The organism is Nonomuraea cavernae (genome assembly GCF_014646355.1).
Lineage (GTDB): Bacteria > Actinomycetota > Actinomycetes > Streptosporangiales > Streptosporangiaceae > Nonomuraea > Nonomuraea cavernae.
The window spans coordinates 61939-81021 of the sequence record NZ_BMNH01000027.1; the positions used below are offsets into that span (position 1 = coordinate 61939).

At 71.0% G+C, this 19083-nt stretch carries 19 protein-coding genes; 8 read left to right on the top strand and 11 right to left on the bottom strand.

All coding sequences use genetic code 11. The annotated features are described in order from the left end of the window. Window positions 1-177: 177 nt before the first annotated feature. On the bottom strand, window positions 178-1710 hold the full coding sequence (locus tag IEY82_RS30970) for a PucR family transcriptional regulator (RefSeq protein ID WP_189127800.1): 1533 nt from the start codon (window positions 1708-1710) through the stop codon (window positions 178-180). 91 nt (window positions 1711-1801) lie between these two features. On the opposite strand from IEY82_RS30970, the gene IEY82_RS30975 reads away from it, so the two are divergent. Together IEY82_RS30975 and IEY82_RS30980 are read left to right on the top strand one after the other, a co-directional pair. Next, window positions 1802-3442, top strand: a complete 1641-nt coding sequence (locus IEY82_RS30975; protein ID WP_189127801.1) for an amidohydrolase — start codon at window positions 1802-1804, stop codon at window positions 3440-3442. A 35-nt stretch (window positions 3443-3477) separates the two neighbouring features. After that, window positions 3478-4503, top strand: a complete 1026-nt coding sequence (locus IEY82_RS30980; protein ID WP_189127802.1) for a RidA family protein — start codon at window positions 3478-3480, stop codon at window positions 4501-4503. Window positions 4504-4514: 11 nt separating this feature from the next. On the opposite strand, the gene IEY82_RS30985 is transcribed toward IEY82_RS30980, so the two are convergent. Then, the gene (locus IEY82_RS30985) at window positions 4515-5087 is read right to left on the bottom strand and encodes a helix-turn-helix domain-containing protein (protein WP_189127803.1); all 573 of its coding nucleotides are present in this window, start codon (window positions 5085-5087) and stop codon (window positions 4515-4517) included. A gap of 332 nt (window positions 5088-5419) precedes the next feature. Between IEY82_RS30985 and IEY82_RS30990 the strand changes: the two genes are divergently transcribed. Together IEY82_RS30990 and IEY82_RS30995 are read left to right on the top strand one after the other, a co-directional pair. Further along, complete coding sequence (locus IEY82_RS30990) at window positions 5420-5590, top strand: hypothetical protein (RefSeq protein WP_189127804.1); 171 nt, start codon at window positions 5420-5422, stop codon at window positions 5588-5590. Beyond that, window positions 5587-6402: an MBL fold metallo-hydrolase gene (locus IEY82_RS30995; RefSeq protein WP_189127805.1), complete on the top strand. Its 816-nt coding sequence runs from the start codon at window positions 5587-5589 to the stop codon at window positions 6400-6402. Before IEY82_RS30990 ends, IEY82_RS30995 begins: the two co-directional genes overlap by 4 nt. A gap of 93 nt (window positions 6403-6495) precedes the next feature. Here the strand turns inward: IEY82_RS30995 and IEY82_RS31000 are convergent, their stop codons facing one another. The 5 genes from IEY82_RS31000 to IEY82_RS31020 all read right to left on the bottom strand — a co-directional run bounded on the left by IEY82_RS31000 (window position 6496) and on the right by IEY82_RS31020 (window position 9782). After that, a complete protein-coding gene (locus tag IEY82_RS31000) occupies window positions 6496-7011 on the bottom strand; it encodes a DinB family protein (RefSeq protein ID WP_189127806.1) in 516 nt (171 codons plus the stop codon). Window positions 7012-7142: 131 nt separating this feature from the next. Continuing rightward, window positions 7143-7871 carry an SDR family oxidoreductase gene (locus IEY82_RS31005; protein WP_189127807.1) on the bottom strand — a complete coding sequence of 243 codons (729 nt, stop codon included), beginning with the start codon at window positions 7869-7871 and terminating at the stop codon, window positions 7143-7145. Window positions 7872-7956: 85 nt separating this feature from the next. Next, window positions 7957-8775: an SDR family oxidoreductase gene (locus tag IEY82_RS31010; protein WP_189127808.1), complete on the bottom strand. Its 819-nt coding sequence runs from the start codon at window positions 8773-8775 to the stop codon at window positions 7957-7959. A gap of 91 nt (window positions 8776-8866) precedes the next feature. Continuing rightward, window positions 8867-9292 carry a VOC family protein gene (locus IEY82_RS31015; protein WP_225263186.1) on the bottom strand — a complete coding sequence of 142 codons (426 nt, stop codon included), beginning with the start codon at window positions 9290-9292 and terminating at the stop codon, window positions 8867-8869. 145 nt (window positions 9293-9437) lie between these two features. After that, window positions 9438-9782 (bottom strand): VOC family protein, encoded by a 345-nt coding sequence (locus IEY82_RS31020; RefSeq protein WP_189127810.1) that lies wholly within the window; start codon window positions 9780-9782, stop codon window positions 9438-9440. Window positions 9783-10059: 277 nt separating this feature from the next. Between IEY82_RS31020 and IEY82_RS31025 the strand changes: the two genes are divergently transcribed. Both IEY82_RS31025 and IEY82_RS40005 read left to right on the top strand, forming a co-directional pair. Next, complete coding sequence (locus IEY82_RS31025) at window positions 10060-10218, top strand: hypothetical protein (protein ID WP_189127811.1); 159 nt, start codon at window positions 10060-10062, stop codon at window positions 10216-10218. A 211-nt stretch (window positions 10219-10429) separates the two neighbouring features. Continuing rightward, the gene (locus tag IEY82_RS40005) at window positions 10430-10558 is read left to right on the top strand and encodes a hypothetical protein (RefSeq protein ID WP_263648108.1); all 129 of its coding nucleotides are present in this window, start codon (window positions 10430-10432) and stop codon (window positions 10556-10558) included. A gap of 139 nt (window positions 10559-10697) precedes the next feature. Here the strand turns inward: IEY82_RS40005 and IEY82_RS31030 are convergent, their stop codons facing one another. From IEY82_RS31030 to IEY82_RS31045, 4 genes are all read right to left on the bottom strand, one after another. Then, window positions 10698-12323 carry a WD40 repeat domain-containing protein gene (locus tag IEY82_RS31030; RefSeq protein WP_189127812.1) on the bottom strand — a complete coding sequence of 542 codons (1626 nt, stop codon included), beginning with the start codon at window positions 12321-12323 and terminating at the stop codon, window positions 10698-10700. Window positions 12324-12851: 528 nt separating this feature from the next. Then, on the bottom strand, window positions 12852-14240 hold the full coding sequence (locus IEY82_RS31035; protein WP_225263162.1) for a glycoside hydrolase family 6 protein: 1389 nt from the start codon (window positions 14238-14240) through the stop codon (window positions 12852-12854). A gap of 126 nt (window positions 14241-14366) precedes the next feature. Further along, the gene (locus tag IEY82_RS31040; protein ID WP_189127813.1) at window positions 14367-15191 is read right to left on the bottom strand and encodes a carbohydrate deacetylase; all 825 of its coding nucleotides are present in this window, start codon (window positions 15189-15191) and stop codon (window positions 14367-14369) included. Continuing rightward, window positions 15188-16606 carry an MFS transporter gene (locus IEY82_RS31045; protein ID WP_189127814.1) on the bottom strand — a complete coding sequence of 473 codons (1419 nt, stop codon included), beginning with the start codon at window positions 16604-16606 and terminating at the stop codon, window positions 15188-15190. The genes IEY82_RS31040 and IEY82_RS31045 overlap by 4 nt, the downstream gene beginning before the upstream one ends. A 201-nt stretch (window positions 16607-16807) precedes the next feature. Between IEY82_RS31045 and IEY82_RS31050 the strand changes: the two genes are divergently transcribed. Continuing rightward, on the top strand, window positions 16808-17473 hold the full coding sequence (locus IEY82_RS31050; protein WP_189127815.1) for a TetR/AcrR family transcriptional regulator: 666 nt from the start codon (window positions 16808-16810) through the stop codon (window positions 17471-17473). Between the two features lie 31 nt (window positions 17474-17504). Next, window positions 17505-19079 (top strand): serine/threonine protein kinase, encoded by a 1575-nt coding sequence (locus tag IEY82_RS31055; RefSeq protein WP_189127816.1) that lies wholly within the window; start codon window positions 17505-17507, stop codon window positions 19077-19079. Window positions 19080-19083: the final 4 nt, after the last annotated feature.

The window sequence follows — 19083 nt, forward strand, 5'->3', positions numbered from 1 at the left end:
CAGGGACCGCTCGGTGGCACTGGTTTGCCCTAGAGCGTGACTGCAAGAGGCTGCAGTGGTGCTGCAGATTGGGTACCAACATAGGTAGCGATGTCGGAAAAGGTCAACCAAAAACTTGCTGAACGTGTGAGCCTTTTACCTGAGCGCAACAAAGTTCCCTTGAGCCGCTTCGAGGCTCTAGCCGCCCGCGGGGTCCTCTGGCGCCCGCCGGGATCTCAGGGCGAGATAGAAGTCGACCTTGTCCGCCATCCGGCGCAGGTCTCGCCCCGTCACCTGCTCGATCGTCAGCAGGCGGTAGCGCAACGTGTTCACGTGGATCCCGAGAGCCTCGGCGCTCGCCTGGTACGCGCAGTTGCGGTCGAGGAACTCCATGAGCGTCTCCACCAGCTGGGACCCGTGCCGGGAGTCGTACTCCACCAGCGGGCCCAGCACCAGGTCCTGGAACCCGCCGACGATCTCCTCGTCCAGGGCGAGCAGGACCTCGTGGGTGCCGAGCCGCTCGTACCTGGCGACCCGCTCGCGCCCGGCGCCGGTGGCGGCGAGCCGGGCGGCGTGCCGGGCCGCGGTCACGGCCCGCGGCAGATCGGACTCCCCGTCGCGGGCCAGGGTCCAGCCGGCATGGACCTCCCGGTCGAGCTGGTCCTCCACACGCCTCAGCAGGCACGCCACGGTCTGGTCGCCGACCGCCGCCCCCGGCCGCAGGATCACGACGCTCTCGCGTACGTCCGGAATGACCGCGACCTCGGCGGCCCCGCCGTCCCGGGCCGCCGGGGGCACGGCGTCGAGCAGGCTGTCGGCGACCGGTCCGGGCACGGCGGGGTAGGCGAACACCAGCACGGCCGGAGCGGGCCCGGCCAGCGGCGGGCCGGCCGGGCGGCCGCTCTCGGCCAGGGCGAGCCGTTCGCGCCGGCGTGACGCGGCGTGGCCGCGCCGCTCCCGCAGCCGGACCAGCTCGCCGCGCAGGTGGGGCAGCGCGTTGTCCAGCACGCGGCGCTCGGCCGCCGTCATGGCGGCGACCGGCCGCGCGTAGCCGAGGAAGCACCGGGCCGGCGTGACCTCGTCCACTGGCATGTCCACCCGCATGACGGTGACGGCCGTCGAGTCGGCGAGGGCGGCCTGGACGGGGAAGGCGGCGGCCTGGTGGCCGCGCCGCCAGGTCGCCGCGGCCGCGCCGGGCGGCGCGGCCGGACTCGCCCAGACCACCTCGGGACCGTCCACCACCCAGACGTCACCCGCCAGCTGCGCCGCGAGAACGCGGACCAGCTCGGGCATGCCTCCGCTCGCGACCGCGGCGGCCAGCGCCTCGTGCTGCCGCACCAGCCGGCGCAGGTCGTGGCGCTCGGCGTTCGCGGCGGCGTGGAACGCGCGCGCGACCTCGATGAACGGCACCTCGTGCGGCACCCGGACCAGCGGGAGGCCGATGGACCGGCACGCGTCCAGCACGTCGGCGGGGACGTCCGCGCCGGGGGCTTCGACACCGTAGCCGAGGGCCGCGGCGCCCGCGCGGTGGAGCGCCTCGACGAAGCGCTCGGCGTCGCCCTCGGCCTGCCGCCAGAGCCCGATCGTCAGGATCAGCTCGCCGCCGCCGAGGTAGGCGCTCGGGTCGGCCATGTCCGTGGAGTGCACCCAGCTGACGGGCACCGGCCGGCCGGGGCGCAGCGCGAACCGCAGGCCAAGGCCCTCCGTGGCCACGAGTTCGTGCAGGTACACGCCGGTACTGTAGCAATCTCCAAGTTCCGGCCCGGCCGCCCGGAGGATCCGACGATTGCCGTCCGGCGCGTCGGTTCGGGAAGACTGCAGCATGGCCGTCAACGACATGCCGGTGCGGCTGCTGCGCTGCGAACGGATCCGCACCATGGCTCCGACCGGCGCTCCCCAGGTGGTGGACGCGCTCGCGGTCGCCGGTGACCGCGTCGCCGCCGCCGGGCCGCTGGCCGAGCTGCGCGAGCGGTTCCCCTCGGCGCCGGAGATCGACCTGGGCGGCGGATGCGCGCTGCCGGGGTTCGTCGACGCGCACCTGCACCTGACGATGGCGGCGCGCGACTCCGTCGGCGCCGACGTCTCCGCGGACGTGACCGCGTCCGAGGACCGGCTGGCGCAGCGCCTGCGGGCCGCCGCCGCGACGCTGCCCGCCGGTGCCTGGCTGCGCGCCAGCCGGTACGACCACGTCCGGACCACCGGCGGGCGGGTCGTCGATCGGCACGATCTGGACCGTTGGGTGCCCGACCGGCCGGTCCTCGTCGCCCACGTGGGCGCCCACTGGGGCGTGGTCAACTCCGCGGCGCTGGCCGCCGCCGGCCTCACCGACGACTCCCCCGATCCGCCGGGCGGCTCGCTCGGCCGGGACGGGGCCGGCCGGTTGAACGGGGTGCTGTACGAGCAGGCGCTGTTCGACCTGGCCTACCCGTCCCTCGCGCGCCGCCCGCCCGTGGTGCCGCCGCCCGGCGAGGACGAGCTGCTCGCCGGGCTGGACGCCGCTTCGGCCAGGTTCCTGTCGGCGGGGATCACCTCGATCGGGGACGCGATGGTCGGCCCGGACGAGCTGCGGCTGCTGCAGGCCGCCCGAGCCCGCGACCGGCTCCGGCAGCGGGTCACCGCCCTGGTGACGTACCCGCACGCGGACCACCTGATCGCCGCCGGAATCCAGGACGGGTTCGGGGACGACTGGCTGCGCCTGGGCGGGATCAAGGCGTTCGTCGACGGCGCGGTGGCCGGGCTCACCTGCTGGCTGTCGGAGCCGTTCCACGGCACGGACGACCACGGCATGCCGGTCGTGACCCCGGAGGAGCTGACGGACCTCGCGCTGCGCGTGCACTCCGCCGGGTTGCGCCTGGCCGTGCACGCCAACGGCGACCGCGCCATAGCACTGCTGCTGGACGCGATCGAGCACGCCCGCCGGCGGCGGCCGGACATCACGACCCGCCATCGCATCGAGCACTGCTCCGTCGTCGACGAGGCGATCGTGGAGCGGATCGCGGCGCTGAACCTGATCCCGGTCCCGTTCGCCGGGTACGTGACGTTCCACGGCGACGCGCTCGTGGACGCCTACGGCGAGGAACGTCTCGGGCGGATGTTCGCCCACCGTCGCCTGCTGGACGCCGGCATCACCGTCGCCGGGTCATCCGACTACCCGTGCGGGCCGTACGAGCCGCTGTTCGGTGTGAAGAGCTGCGTCACCCGGCGCACCCGCGCGGGCCGCGTGCTCGGCGGGCACCAGCGCATCAGCACGGCCGAGGCGCTCGCCCTGTTCGGCACCGGTGCCGCGGCCGCCGCCGGAGAAGAGGACCGGAAGGGCCGGCTCGCCCCCGGCTACCTCGCCGACCTGGTCGTCCTGGCCGCGGACCCGTTCGAGGTCCCGCCCGACGAGCTGGACCGGATACCCGTCACACAGACCTGGGTCGGAGGTGCCCCGGCGTGGGCCGCCGACAGCACGACCTGTTAGAAACCCGTTCCACCTCACCGATCGCGAGTCCCGATATGCCTGCTACTACTCCCGTCCTGCGTTTCCTCGACGCCGGTCCCGGCCCCACGGCCGCGGCGACCCTCTCCGGGCAGGGCGTCCGCCCCGAGGAACTGCTCGCCGTCGAGGTGTTCTACGACCACGCGCGGCTCAGCGCCGAGCAGGCACGGGAGACGGTACGGGAGCTGAACCCCGACGGCACCCTCCCGGTGTCGGCGATCCCGGCCTCCGTCGGAGTGCTCGGCGGGGACCTGACCCAGGTGCAGGCCACGGCCCTGCCCTCCGGCGTGACCGCTGCCCGCGAGGCGGGCGGACGGTACGCGGCCGGAGGCCCGGCGGTGGCGACCCGGCTGCTCACGGCGCCGGAGGCCGGGGACATCGTCGAGCAGTCCCACGCCGTCCTGCGGACCGTCCAGGATCTCCTCGCCGAGCAGGGGCTGGACGCCGACGACGTGGTGAAGTTCAACATCTTCTACCGCGGCGAGGGGACCCAGGAGGACTGGGCCGTCGCCGCGCGCGTCCGCGCCGGCTACTTCACCGAACCAGGGCCGGCGACGACGGGGATCCCGGTGCCCCGGTTCGACGACCCCGACGTGCTGATCGCCATGCAGGTGCTGGCGCTGCGGGGCGCCCGTCCGGCCCGCCGGCACTCCTGGCCGGAGGGCCACTGGGACTGGCCGTTCCATCTGCCGTACAAGCACGGGAACCGCTCGGGTGGCCTGGCCTTCATCGGCGGGCAGGTCCCCCTCGACGAGCGTGCCCGCTCGCTGGACATCGGCGACTTCCCCGCGCAGGTGCGCCGGTCGCTCGACTACATCGCGCGGGTGCTGGACGAACTCGACGTGCCACGGTCCGCGGTCCGGCGCCTCACCGCCTTCGTGGCCGCCGACGCCGGCAGCGGCCCCGGCAAGCTGGCCGCTCTCCGCTCCGAGGTCGGCGCGTTCTTCGGCGACTCCTCCCCCGCTCTCGTACCGGTGCCCCTGCCGGTGCTGGCCTACCCCGGCATGGACGTCGAGATCGAGGTGCAGGCCCTGGTCGACTGAGGCGGCGCCCCTCAGAACGCCGGAGGCGTCATGGAGATGATCAGCCGCGTGTCGTCCTCCAGCCCCCGGAACTGGTGAGGCAGCCGGGCGACATAGGAGAGCGAGTCGCCCGCGCTCAGCGTCAGCTCCTCGGTGCCGACCTTGATCAGGGCCGAGCCGCGCCTGACGATCAGGCATTCCTCGCCCGCGTGGGACAGGGCGTGGTTGAACCTGCCAGTCTCCGCGCTCAGGTGCATCTCGATCATCTGCAGGTTGCGCAGTTGCCCCGACGAGAGCAGCTCGTAGGACACCCCGCCGCTGTCCGGCGGGCGGATGACGTTGCGGGAGCCCTCCCGGATCAGGGCCGGCCGGTCGGCCGGGGAACCGAACAGGTCGAACATCGCGATGTTGAGCACCTGGGTGATGCTGTGCAGCGTGGCCAGCGACGGGGTCACCTTCCCGCGCTCGACCTGGCTGAGCAGGCTCGGGCTGATCCCGCATTCGGCGGAGACGACGTCCAGGGACAGGTTCCGGGACGCTCTGGCCTCGCGCAGTCGCCGGCCTATCTCCGCGACGTCCAGTGGCTCCGCGATCTCGTTTGACATCCATTTCTCCTCTAGACGGACCGTCGGCGAAGGGGGCGGCCCGAGCGCGACAACCGCCAGGGTACCGGTCCGCAGCACACGCTTACAGTAGGGCTGCAGGGCCTGCAGTGACGACACCGGGCAGGCCGTGACCGGCTGGAGACCAAGGTAATCGATCACCTGTCCCGATGATCACAACTCAGGCGCGCCCGTGGAGAGCGGACTTCGAGGACCCGAGGACTGGTACAACCTACACCGGCCACGCCGCCGCCAGGCCGTTGATCATCGGAGGTTCGCGGGCGGCGAGGTGGGTAGGGACACGGCTCCCTGCCGAGAAAGGAAACGCCGCCACCATGTCTGCCATCACGGGCGTCCTGGGGGACACCGAGCGTAAGAGCACCGGCGAGGCGCCGCGCCGGCGGATCACCGCGGGCGCCGAGGCCGATCGCGTTGCCCCGGACGTCCTCATCACCGTGGCCCGCGAGGCCGACAAGCAGACCTGGACGTTCCAGGGGCGACGATGACGGGCGGCCAGGACGAGTCCGGTGTGCTGTTCATCGGCAACGCCACCACGCTGATCCGGCACCAGGGGTTCACGCTGCTGACCGACCCCAACTTCCTGCATCGCGGCCAGCGGGCCTACCTAGGCTACGGTCTCACCTCACGCCGCCTCAAAGACCCGGCACTCGACGTCAGCCAGTTGCCCCCGCTGGACGCCGTGGTGCTCTCGCACATGCACGGTGACCACTGGGACCGGGTGGCTAGGAACGGGCTCGACAAGGAGCTCCCCGTCATCTCCACCCAGCACGCCGCCCGGCGGCTGCGCCGTCAGGGATTCCGGAACGCGATCGGGTTGCCCGCCTGGCGCGACCACGAGCTGCACAAGGACGGCCGCTCAGTCAAGATCACCGCCCTGCCCGCCCGTCACGCGCCCGATCTCGCCCAGGCGCTGCTGCCACCCGTGATGGGCGGCATGCTGGAGTTCACGGGCGCCGACGGTCTGGTCGACCTGCGCATCCACGTCAGCGGAGACACCCTGCTGGACCGGCGGCTCGGACGGATCACCACCCGGTTCCCGGACATCGACCTGGCGATCGTGCATCTGGGCGGCACCAAGCTCCTCGGCATGCTGTTGGTCACCATGGACGGCGAGCAGGGCGCCCGCTGGGTCCGGCTCATCAACCCACGCGCGGTGATCCCCGTGCACTACGACGACTACGACGTCTTCACCTCGCCGCTGGAGGACTTCCAGCGGCACATGGAACGCGCCGGGCTGGCCGACCGGATCCGCTACCTCGAACGCGGCCAGACCTGCCCGCTGCCCGCCGCGCTGTAGCGAAGGGGCCATCTGGGAGCCGCACCCGAGGCATGGAGCTGGAGCACCTGCGCCTGGCCGCTCGACGACCCGCGAACGCTCTGCGGCGGGCGGTCAGTAGTAGCCCTTCGCGCCGTCGACCAGCTCCCTGATGACGTCCAGGTGACCGGCGTGCCTGCCGGTCTCCTCGACCATGTGGATGAGTATCCAGCGCAGGCTTGCCGCGCCCGAGCGGTAGTCGGGGTGCTTGCCCACGTCGTCCAGCGAGTGGGCGGCGACGATTTCGTTCGAGATCTGGCACTGGCGCTCGTACTCGTCGAGGAGTTGCGCCAGCGGGACGCCCTCGAGCCGCATGTCGGCGTTCTCCACGCTCTCGTCGAACTGCGGGTTGCCGTCGGCGGAGCGCCCCAGGAAGAGCACCTCGAACCAGCAGTGCTCGGTCCAGCGCAGGTGCGACACCAGGCCCGCCATGGTCATGAGCGGCGAGGTGGGCAGCACCGGCCGGTAGGCGTCCTCCTCCGACAGCCCTTCGCACTTCCATGGGACGATCGCGCGCTGCATGTCGAGCCAGCCGACGAGTTGGGTGCGTTCGTCGGCGACGAAGGGCGGACGTACACGAGGAATGCTCATGGGGGCGGATGTTAGTGGGGCGATTCTGACATCGCACGACATTTTTGCGGGCTGCCTGAATGCCGGTGGTCCTGAACGGCGGTGGCCTGCCGGACCTGGCATCAGCCGTCGTGCGTCGGCCTGCGAGGGGGTCAGACCTGTTCGAAGTGGAACGCTTTGATGAAGCAGTCGCGGGGCTGGGCGACGGCGAAGAGGATGCACTCCACGAGCGAGTGCGCGGTGAGGGCGTCCTTGGCCTCGCGTGAGGTGGTCTTCCACTCCTCGGACAGCGGGTCGGCGTTGTCGAAGTCGGGCGGGTAGAGCGAGATCACCCGGACCCCTTGAGGACGCAGGCGCTTGGAGAGGATCTCGGCGAACCCCGCCTGGGCGCTCTTGGCCGCGTAGAAGGCGTCGTGCGCGTCCGACCGGTGGTGGCCCGGTGTTCCGCAGGCGGAGACCATCGTCACGACATCTGGCATCTCCGAGTTGCGCAGGAGAGGGAGGAAGCTCTTCGTGGTCAGGACCGTGCCAGTGGCGCCAGAGGCGATGGTGTCGACAATGTCGGCGTCGGTCGCGGACAGCAGGTCCGGCCCTGCGAGGTAGCGAGAGCCGTTGTTGATGAGTACGTCGACGCGGTCCGTGTGTTCCGCGACGCTGGAAGCGAAGTCGCGGACCGAGGAGGGGTCCGTCAGGTCGCAGGCGAAGGCGTGCACCCGCTGATGGCCGCGGTTGCGAATCTCGTCGCGGACTCGTTGAGCGGCGGCGAGTTCGCGCGCCGAGAGGAAGATCTCGGCGCCGAGGTCCGCGAGGCGGATGGCCAGGGTTCGCCCGAAGTCGCGGCCGGCGGCCGTGATGACGACGCGGTGGTTGTCCCATCTCATGGTGTCGCTCCTGGTTCGTGGATCGGTTGTGGGGTGCATTGCGGGCTCCGCTCGATCCACCGAGGGACGAGGCGACGGCCGGCCGTCACCCGAGAAACTCCCGCGCACCGCGCAGCCTGGTCCGCAGCCGCCGCTGCGTCATGGCGCACTCCAAGCGCACGTCCAAGGGGCCGGGCAAGCCCGTGTCCGCCCGCCGCCCGGTCGGCAAGAGCCCGCCATCGAGTCCGTCGCGTTGGGCTATGAGCAGCCCTAGCTCGTAGCGGCTCACGGCATCGGCTCCGGCGACGTGGTGGACACCGCGATGCTCGGATACGGCGAGTTCCAGGAGAGCAGCGGCGAGGTCAGCGACGTGGACCGGGCACCGCACATCGTCCGCGAACAGCACTCCGCTCGACCTACGGGTGGCCAGCGCGTGCACCCGAGCTTCGTGCGAGGACTCCCCGTCGCCGATGATGAGCGACGTCCGGACGATGACCGCGGTGGGCGAGATCGCGATCGCCGCCGTCTCGGCGGCTGCCTTCGCCGCTCCGTACGGCGTGATCGGATCCGGGACGCAGGTCTCGTCATAGCGAACGCCGGCGCCGGAGAAGACCGCGTCGCTCGACACCTGGACCAGGCGCGCGTCCACCACCGAGGCCGCGAGGGCCACGTTCGCCGCGCCGACCGCGGTGGTCGTCCAATCGGTCTGACGGTAGGCCGTGTTGATGATCAGCTCCGGGCGCAGGGAGCTGATCAGCGTGCGGACCTCCTCCTGGCGACGCACATCGAGGGGCGACCAGGTGACGCCCGCGATCTCGCCCGGACGCGTCAGACAGGTCGCGGCGACCTCGTACCCTGCCGCCAGGCATCGCCGAGCGAGTGTTCTGCCGAGGAAGCCGCTGCCGCCGACGATGAGGGCTTTCATGGCCGATCACGATAGTCGGCCCATCGCCGTGAGACGGTGACCCCGGTTGCGGTCCGGATGGTTCCTGAGGTCACGGTCTCTTCGGCGGCCTTCAGCTGAGCTGTTGGGCCAGTCCGACGATGATGCCCTCGGGGCCGCGGAGGTAGCAGAGCCGATAGCTGTCCTCGTACTGCGCCAGCTCGCCGACGAGTTCGGCGCCGTGGGCGCGCAGACGGGCGACGACGTCCTCGACGTCGTCGACGGCGAACATGATGCGACGAATGCCCAGCGTGTTCGCCGGCGCGTCCTTCGGCTCGGCGCTGATCGCGTTCGGCGTGTGGAACATCGCCAGCTCGATTCGGCTGTGGCCGTCCGGGGTCCGCAGCATCGCGATGTCCTGCCGGACGTCGTCGATGCCGATGACACGTTCCACCCAACGTCCCTCGATCGGCATCCTGCTCTCCAGTTCCATGCCGAGTTCGACGAAGAACGAGATGACAGCGTCGAGGTCCTCGACAACGATGAGGACGTTGTCCATCCGCTGGATCGTCATGCTGGGTCTCCTTGGTGTGGTGCGGCCACGGTGACCGCGTCCGCTCCTGGGACGGAGCCGCCCGGCCGTTCTCGACATCCCTCGTGACGTGGCGGTGCCCGTCACGCGCCAGCCGTACCGCGGCGGCGGCTCAATCACCGACGAAGCAGAACTCGTTGCCTTCCGGGTCGGCCATGACCTGGAAGGAACCTTGATCGTCCGTGACGGTCTCCCCGATCCGCGTGGCGCCCAGTCGCAGCGCGTGGGTGGTGGCCGGCTCGATCGCGTCGACTTCGATGTCCAGGTGCAGCCGGTTCTTCACGGCTTTGTCCTCTGCTACCGGCTGGAACGCCAGCCGTACGCCCCCCGGCGGTTCGACATGCGACCAGCCACGGGCCCGATCCACCGGGTCTCCGCCGAGGAGGGCGGCCCAGAAGCGCACCAGGCTTCGCGGATCCCGGCAATCCACCACGATCTGGTTCAGGCGCGCGTACATGACGGCCAGAGTAGCGATGGCTCGAACGTTGATGGCACGGCGAAGTTCTTTGCGGGGTGCTCCAGGACGGGCGTGGGCGGGAGTCGTTGCGGCAGGCGGTGATCTTCGCCAGGATGGCGGAACGCTGCGGGCGCGCCGATGACAGGCGTGCCTTGTGTGGCTGGTGAGCCGGGAAGCCTGGTCGGCGCTTGGACCCGATGTCCCCCGCGAAAGGCTCTCCCGTGACCTCCTCGACCATCTACACCTCCCCCGCCGGTGAGCGGCAGATCCGTGACTGGTGCCGGGAGCGGTTGGACTCCTGGACGACGGCCTGGGGCATCTCGGCCCGCACGAGGATCCCGCCCTGCTGCCCGCGCTCCTCGGCCCGCACGAGGATCCCGCCCTGCTGCCCGCGCTCCTCGGCCGCCTCGGGACCGCGCGGTTCAGCCGAGGATGAGTCTCTCCTCGGGCAACCGTCGCACACCGTCTGCTGATGCCGGTGGCGGGCAGCCGCACCGTATCGGCTCCAGCGCGCGCGGCAGCGCGTCACCCGGGCTCCCGGCGGGCGAGGGCAGCGAGATCGCGGCCACACGGCACCGGCGCCCAAACTCACGCTGCGCAGCGGCCAGCAGCACGGTCACCGCTACATCCCGATGATCCTCGACCGGATGAGCAAGGGCGAGATCGACGCCTCTCCCCTGCTCACCCATCCCATGAGCCTGGCGGACGGCCCGAAGGGCTACGAGCTGTTCAAGAAGAAACAGGACGGCTGCGTTCGCGCCGTCTTCCAACCATGATCCACAGGATCTACCCGTCCGGTTGACGGCGGAGACGCCGGCGACGGCTCGGCGGGCCCGGGCGCGGTAGCGGTGTTCGCCACCGGTCCGTTCCCGCCGAGCCGCGCCAGGGTGTGGCCGATCTGTGCGTAGAGGCGCGCTACAGGAGCGGGGAGTCGCCGTTTGTCACGGTGACGTTGTGTCTCGCCTCCGTCGCGGAAGACACGACGCTTTCGTCCGCGCGGACAATGTAGGTGTACTGGCCGGCGTCGGCGGGGGTGTCGGTGAAGCTGAACGACCCGTCACTGGCGGTCGTCACTCCGGGCAGCGTGATGGCAGCGGTGCCGCCCGGGATATGAACGATGCGATCCACCCAGAGCCAGGAGCCTGGCGGAGCAGGCTGGTCGCCGATCTCGAATGTGCCGCTGAACTGAAGCTCTTGGCCGGCGATGCCCTCCCCTGGCCCGGACAGGGTGAGCGACGATTGGATGAACTCCACCGGCACGGTCACCGAGGCTCGGCTCCACCGGGCATCCGGGCCACCGTCCCAAACCACGTCATAACTTATGTCTCCGGCGAACGGTGGAGTATCGGTGACGGTGAACGTACCGTCTGCCGCGGTCGTCACCCCGGGGAGCGTCTCATCGGCTCGATAGGGGACTCGGCGGATCACCATGAGCGACTGGGCACCCGGAGCGGACTCGTCGGACAACGTGAGCCGGCCCGTCATGCTGAGCGGCTGAAGCACGGTCGCCGGCGTCGGTGGAGGCGTCAAAGTCAGCGTGGAGGCCGGAAGCGTGGCACCGTGCAGCCGCCACAGGTGGAGCCGCCCGTTGCTGTTCCGCTCCTTCAGCACACCATAGACATCGGTGCCCGAGAATGTGAGGCTCCCCGGGACCAGCTCACCGACCGGGTCGTCGTTGGTGTAGGTCCTCGTCCCTGTCGCCGTGTCGTACAGGGTGAGTCGCGGATCGCCCGACCGACCGCCGGCGAGATGAACACCATCCGGGCTCACAGCGACGGCTCGCGTGGCACCCATGGCAGGGTCCGCGCCATAGGAGCGGGCCTTGGTCAGACTGGTGGTGTCCCAGACGTCATACTGCTTTCCGCCACCCACCACGGTGATGGCCATGGAGCCGTCCGGCGTGGCAGCGAGGTCGCCCAGGCTGGGCAGGCCAGCGATCACACCGCGCAGAGTCGCAGGGGTGGCGCTCACGTCGTACACCATCAGGTCGGCGGGCATGATGTCCGGATCACCGGCCAGCAACGTGTCTCCCGCCGCGGCCACCAGCGGGGCGCTGGATGTGTTGTTCCCGACGGCGATCGGCTGTGGTGCCGTCGCCGTCAGGTCGAGGCCGAGAATGCCGCCGCCCCAGGTGAAGCGGCAGCCGTACCCGACCCACAGCCGGTCGCCCGACAGTGCCAGGTTCGACGGGCACGGAAATCCGGCCAGGTCGATCCGCCGGATGATGCTGAGATCAGCGGTATCGATTTCGGCTACCTGCATCGAGCCGCTCAGAGCCGAGTAGAGGCGGGTGCCGTCCGGCGTCATGGCAAGTCCCACCACACCGGACAGGCCGGTGATGGCACCAGTGAGTTCGCCGCCGGCGTTCGCGACGATGATGCGGTCGTTCGCGGCGACGAACACCTTTCCGGCACCCGCGGCCACGTCACCGCCGACAGTGGCACCGTTGAGATACGTCGTGGAGTCGGCGGCGGACGCCTGAGGCGCCTGGGCGACGACAAGAGTGGCCGCGACGGTCAGGGCACCGCCGAAGGCCAGCAACCTCCGGGTGAGCCGGGTGACGAGTGGCCGGACGGCAATAACGCGTTCTGGTGATAATGGGCGCACATGCACTCCGCTCGGTCGGGGAGAAAAGTCTGACAACGCCGCATTGATCAATCCACAGGAGAACCAGCCCAGTCAAGATCCACGATCAGAGCGGCTGGTGTCCGTGGTCCAGCAAAAACGGTGCGCTAGGCCTTTTCGGCCGCGGGAAGTGAACTATCCGGGCGCAAACGACGGCGTGCGTCGCGCACGGTCGTCCACCGTCGGCTCATGGACGCAGGCACCTTGATCGACACCTTGTTGCCCCGTCTGGTATGGCGGCTGTCGACGCTCACCTCGGTGAGGGACTGAGATCGTTCGCCGCGAGGTTCTCCAGGTGGCCGGGAGAGGACCGGTGCCCGGAATCGGCAGGCAGCGCCCGGGCCGGGGCGCGCCATCGATGTCCGATGGCGCGCTTTCCGGTTCGGCGCCGCTGCCGTTCACCGCGGGCCGGATGGGATGGCCACGTCAGCGGGAAGGGCCGGGTCAGGTGCCGTCGATCAGGCGGATGGCGAGGTCCGGGCTGAACTGGCCGGCGGGTGTGCCCGGAGCGATGCCGCAGGGGCCGTCGGAGTCGCCGGGGATCTTCACCCACAGCAGCATCTCGGTGCCGTTGTCACCGCCGAGCTGGGGGGCGACGCCGATCTTGCGGCCGGCGGGGTTGCACCACTCGCCGTTGGAGCCGTTGCCGTTGCGGCTGACGTCGATCACCCACTTCGCGCCGCCGCCGAGAGAGGCGTTGACCGAGGCGGCGTAGGTGGCGGACTGACCGGTCGGGTAGTAGTTGGAGACGTTCACCGCGAAACCGCGCACGTTGCCGACGCCGGCGTCCCGCAGCCGCGCCGCCATCGTCCCGGCCGGAACCCAGCCGGCGTTACCGGCGTCGAGGTAGGCCCAGGTGTTGGGCGCCTGGGTGCGGAGCTGCTCGGTCGCGTAGGTCAGCATGCGGTTGCGGGCCTGGATGGCTGCGGCGTCCATGCAGGCGAAGTCGCCCAGGGAGTCGGGCTCGATGATGACGGCCGCGGGGCGGTCGCCGATGCCGGCCGCGACCGCGGAGATCCACGTCCGGTACTCCGCCTCGCTGCCGGCTCCACCGCCGGAGTGCCCGCCGCAGGCGTCCCGGCCGGGGATGTTGTACGCCACCAGGACCGGCAGCTTGTCGGCGGCGTCGGCGGCGGCCACGTACTGGGAGACGGCGGCGCGGACGTCGCCGCTCCAGTTGCCGATCCAGCGGGCCATCGGCTTGGACGCGATGGACGACTGGATGCGCGCCGCGCGGGAGTCACCGGCGTTGTTCCGCACCCAGGTGGCGGGGTTGGAGTTGGGGTCGACGTAGAAGCCGTTGGTCATGTCGACCGGCCCGGACGCCGACCGCTCGGTCAGGGAGACGTTGTCCAGGTACATGCTGAAACCGGCGTTCCTGCCGAGTTGGAACGACACCTGCCCGGCCGGCGTGCCGAGGCCGGAGGTGAAGGGGAAGCTGAATCGCTTGCTCGTGGTGGACAGCGAGACCGCCGCGTTCAGGGTGTTGGTGTACGGAGAGTTCGCGAGCTGCACCGTGGTGACCGCGGTGACCGGACCGGAGGCCGAGGCGTCGAACGAGAGCGTGTAGGACTTGCCCGCGACCAGGGGGATGTCGTTCTGGGCCACCATGGCGTCCCACGGGTTGGCCGTGCCGCCCGTCACGTTGACGCGCAGCCGTCCGGCATCGACGGCCACGGAGGTGTTCGCGGAGTTCCACCAGGGGGCGGTGCCGTTCGCGAAGGTGCCGTTCACCACCAGCTCCGGCGCCGCGACGGCGGGGGCCGCGCTCACCATCGACAACAGTGTCAGCACCGAGGCGGTGATGGCCGTCACCCGAGTTGACGATCGCACGTGACGCGTCCCTTCTGGTCTTCCTGAACCTGTTGGTGACCAAATATCACAAACTTTGCCAGATTTCGTGACAACTCTAAGAAAATCGCCGCGCTCCCGCCCGTCTGAGCGGGAGCGCCGGGAGGTTCACCAGTTGCCGACGACCTCGACCTCCTCGCTCTCGAGGGCTCGGTGCCACACCGGGTCACGCAGCAGCCGCGCCTCCCAGATCCGCACGATGCCGTCCGGCCCCGTGACCGCGTCCTCGCGGGACGGGTGCAGGAACAACTCGCTGGTGCCCTCGGGCAGGGCCGCGAGCCGGCGGAGATAGTCGTCCCGCAGCCGCTCGTAGCCACCGAGCTCGTGCGCGCCGCGCCGGTTGGTGGCGATCGTCCGTGGGATGGACACGCCGAGGGCGTCGGCCAGGGCGACGGCGCCCTCGTGCGCCGCCGCGAGGTGCGGCGGGAGCGGCCCGCCGAAGTACGGCTCCGGGTCACGGGGCAGCCGGAAGGCGAGGCCGTGCCGCGCGCACCACTCAAGCGCCTCGGCGAGCCACGACCGGCCGTGCAGTCCGTAGAGGGTGCCCGCGTGGGAGTCGGCCGCTTCGGGCGTGAAGCCCCGCTCGCTCATCCAGCGCAGCTGCGCGTCCGCCTCCCGGATGACGTCCTCGGCCTCGCCGCGCGCTCCGAGAACGAACGGGTCGTCACTGAGTGTTCCGTCCGGATCGACGAGGCTCGCCGCACCGTCGAGGGGCCGCCAGCGCGGGAGCCCGCGCTCGCTCGTGAGCGTCACGTGCAGCCGGGGCACGACGCCCAGCGCCCGGACCTGGTTCGCGGCTCGCTCCGCGTCCGGCGAGAGGCAGATGAGCGTCGTCGCGCTGACCTGTCCTTCGGCCAGCAGGGCGACGATGACCTCCGTCGTCCCGGGTTCGCGGGCGAGATCGTCGGCTGTGATCACGACGCGCCGGGTCATCGGGGGCGCTCCACGGCCGACTCGTCCACGGGGCCGGCCGGCGGCGGCTCGACCGGCTCAACCGGTTCGTCCGGCTCGCCCGGCTCGTCCGCCGTGGGCGGCGTCTCGATCGGGACCGAGACCAGTCGCGCCGCGATCGCGCCGATCGCCGTCAGCGCGAACGGGTACACGCATAAGTACACCCGGAAGGCGAGCCCGGGGTCGGCGCCGGGATCGTCGCCCGAGTTGTAGCCGAAGAACACGCCCAGCGAGGTGAGCGCGAGCCCGGTCACGATCCCGTTGAGCCGGCCGAAGAAGCCGAACGCGGACAGGAAGAGCCCTTCGCGGTGCTCCCCGTTGCGCGCCGCGTCGGCGTCGAGCACCCGCGCGACGATGAGGTCGTTCGTCGCGAGCATGCCCGACCAGCCGGCCCCGACGAGCACCCCGGCGGCGATCGCGGTCACGAGATCGGTGGCGAAGAACAGGGCCGCGAAACTCACCGCGAGGACGGCGAAGGCGAGCCGCCAGGTCCACAGGGCGCCGCGGCGCGCGACGACGCGCGTCCACACCACGAGGCCGGCCACCGAGACGAGGATGACGATGCCCTGCAGGTAGAGCGCGTTCCCGACCGGGAGCCCGAGCGAGTAGCGGACGTACAGCTGGATGCCCGAGAGCACGAGCGCCATGGCCACCCCGTAACAGGCGCCGGTGAGCCCCACCGTCCAGAACATCGGGTTGCGCACGATCGACAGCACGCTGGGCAGCAGCCGGGGCCGCTCGCGGGTGGAGTAGCGGGGCCGCTCTCGCGCGCTGAGCGCCATGAACACGATCACGACGAGCGCGATCGCGCCGTAGATGATCGCGGTGGTCCGGAAGCCCTGGGTGGATTCCTCGGTGCCGAACACCTGGGTCGTGAGCAGCGGGGTGACCGCGAGCGAGATCACGAGCGCCACCAGCTGGAAGCCCTGGCGCAGGCCGTTGGCCACGGCGCGGTCGCGCTCCCTCGGGTAGAGCTCGGGGAGCAGCGCGCCGTAGTTGGCGTTGAGCATCGAGTCGAACGCCTCGCACAGGATCGCGAACACCGCGAACCACAGCACGAGGCCGATGCCCCGCAGAGAGGCCGGCGCGGAGAAGAACGCGATCATGCAGGCCACGAGCATCGGCGCGCCGACGAGCAGCCACGGGCGGCGCCGCCCGAACCGGGTGCGGGTGCGGTCGGACAGGTGGCCGAGCAGCGGGTTGTCGAGCGCGTCGATGACCGCGTAGACCACCATGACCACGCCGTAGGCGCGAACGTCGAGCCCGAGGATGTCGACGTAGAAGAGGATCATCGATCCCTTGATCATGTTGATCGGGATGGAGGTGCCGAACATCCCGATGGCGTAGCGCCACGCGGGAGTCCGCTCCTGGGCGGAGGCCGTGCCGGGCTGGGACACGCGATCACCTTCCTTGCTCGTGCCGAGGCGGTGCGCGGCGCTACTTTCGCACTCGAAGCGGAGCGGCGCCACCCCCGCGCTCGAGCGCGATCGGCCCGGGAGTGCCGCGGCGGTGATGCTTCCAGAAGAAGATCGGCGACAGCTTGCGCCGGGGATGATCATGGTTCTAAGTTAGGCTCCGTAACTTACGGAGGTCATCCCATGAGGACCGGCGGGCGTACGGCCAGCTTCACCCTTCGTGACGTGATCGAGGCCGGGACGCGCATCGGCCTCGTCGAGTTGAGCGTGCAGAGTGTGGCTGACGCGCTCGGCGTCACGACAGCGGCGATCTACCGCCATGTGCCGAGCCGTTCGGCGCTGGAGCGTCTGGTCGGCGAGGCGATCCTGGAGAAGCTGACGCTGGTCGACGACCCCGCCGAGCCGGCCGTCGCCCATCTGGTCGGCTTCGCCGCGCAGCTGCGGCGCTTTACGCTCGGCCATCCGGGCACGGCGGAGTACATGCAGCGACTGTTCCCGCGCGGACCGTCGGGCATCCGGCTTCTGGAGCACCAGATCACCGCCTTGGGCCGGCGCGGGTACGACCCGCCCGCCGCCGTCGTGCTCTCCTCCTCGATCGCCGCCCTGGCCATCGGCGCCACCGTGGCCGAGCAGGCGCGGGCGACCCTCCTCGCCCCCTCGGCCGCAGAGGAGACGCAGGCCGCGATGGCCGCGATGGCCGAGTCCGCGCTCCTGCGGCAGGCCAACGCCGGCATCCCCGCCCACACCGCGGAGGACTACTTCGTATTCATGATCACTGCGTCCGCCGAGGGGCTGGTCGCCCAGCTCCCGCCCGGCCGGCCGGTCACGGTCCTGAGGACGGCGTCCTGAACGCCGGAAGGCACGATGCCGAGGAGGTCCGGTGCCCGAACCACTGACTCTGCTTCCGGAAGATCCCGCCGCCGTCGGGCCGTACCATCTGGTGGGGCGGCTCGGGACAGGCGGGCAAGGGGTGGTCTACGCGGGCCGCGGCCCCGACGGCGCGCTCGTCGCGGTCAAGCTGCTGCATTCGCACCTGATCACCGACGACGGCGCCCGGACCCGGTTCCTGCGCGAGGTGCGGACCGCCAGGCGGGTGGCGCCGTTCTGCACGGCGCAGATGCTCGACTCCGGCTTCGTGGGGGCCAGGCCGTACATCGTCAGTGAGTTCGTGGACGGGCCATCCCTGCAGGAGTCGGTCAAGGAGAACGGGCCGCGCGGCGCGGCGGCGCTGCAGCGGCTGGCGATCAACACCGCGACGGCGCTGGCCGCGATCCACGCGGCCGGGGTGGTGCACAAGGACTTCAAGCCGGGCAACGTGCTGCTCGGTCCCGACGGGCCCGTGGTGATCGACTTCGGCATCGCCAAGGCCCTGGATCTGAGCCAGTCGGTCGTCAACAGCCAGCCCATCGGCAGCCCCGCCTACATGGCGCCCGAGCAGATCGCGGGCGGCGCCGTGGGGCCGCCCGCAGACCTGTTCTCCTGGGCCGCGACCATGTACTACGCGGCCACGGGACGGCGGGCCTTCGACGGCGACGGCATCCCCGCCACGCTGCACGCGGTCCTGCAGACCGAGCCCGATCTGAGCCCGTTCGAGGGGCCGCTGCGGCGGCTGCTGCAGGAGTGCCTGGCCAAGGACCAGGCGCGGCGGCCGACCGCCGCCCAGGTGGTCGAACACCTCCGTGCGCTGCCGGTCCCCGTCTGGCAGGACACCGCCACCAGCGGCCTCGCCGCGCACTCCCCCAGCGGCCACGCCCGCGCTGGACACTCCCCCACCTTGAGATCCGCCGGCCGCCGTACGCTCGCCGTCGCTTCGACGGCAGCCGCCCTGTTCATCGCCGCCGGCGTCGGCATCGGCGTCTACGCCCTGTCGCCCGCCACCGCACAGCAGCAGAGGGCTGCGGCGGGACCGACGCCGAACGCCTCGGTTCCGTCGTCGGCCTCCCCGTCCACGACCGCGTCCGTGTCCGCGTCCGTCTCCCCGTCCGCGTCCGCCGCGCACGAGGTGGTCGCCGAGAAGACGCCGGGCAAGGCGACCGGCCTCGTTCCGGCCTCCCCCTCCAAGAGGCCCCGCAAGTCGACGACCGCGCCCGCCCCCGACCTCGACTCGACGCCGGGCAGCAGCCCCACCGTCGCGCCGAAGACGCCCAGGGCGACACCCACGTCCACGCGCCGGTCGCCCTCCAGCCAGGCGACCGGCCGCGAGCAGCCCTCCGCCAAACCGTCCGTCCAGCCTTCCACGGGCACGGTGACGTGGCTGGACGCCAGCGAGTACTGCAAGTCGCTGGGGTTCTCGGCCTCGTACACCGGAGGCTGGTCCAGCATGCGCTGCCCAAGAAGCGACACGCAGATCACAGTGACGGCGCTGTGCCAGTGGAAGTATCCGGCCTACGGCAACGCCGTGGGCGTCCCGCCGGCCAACTCGTACATGACGACAGCCACCTGCAACCTGTCCTGACCGC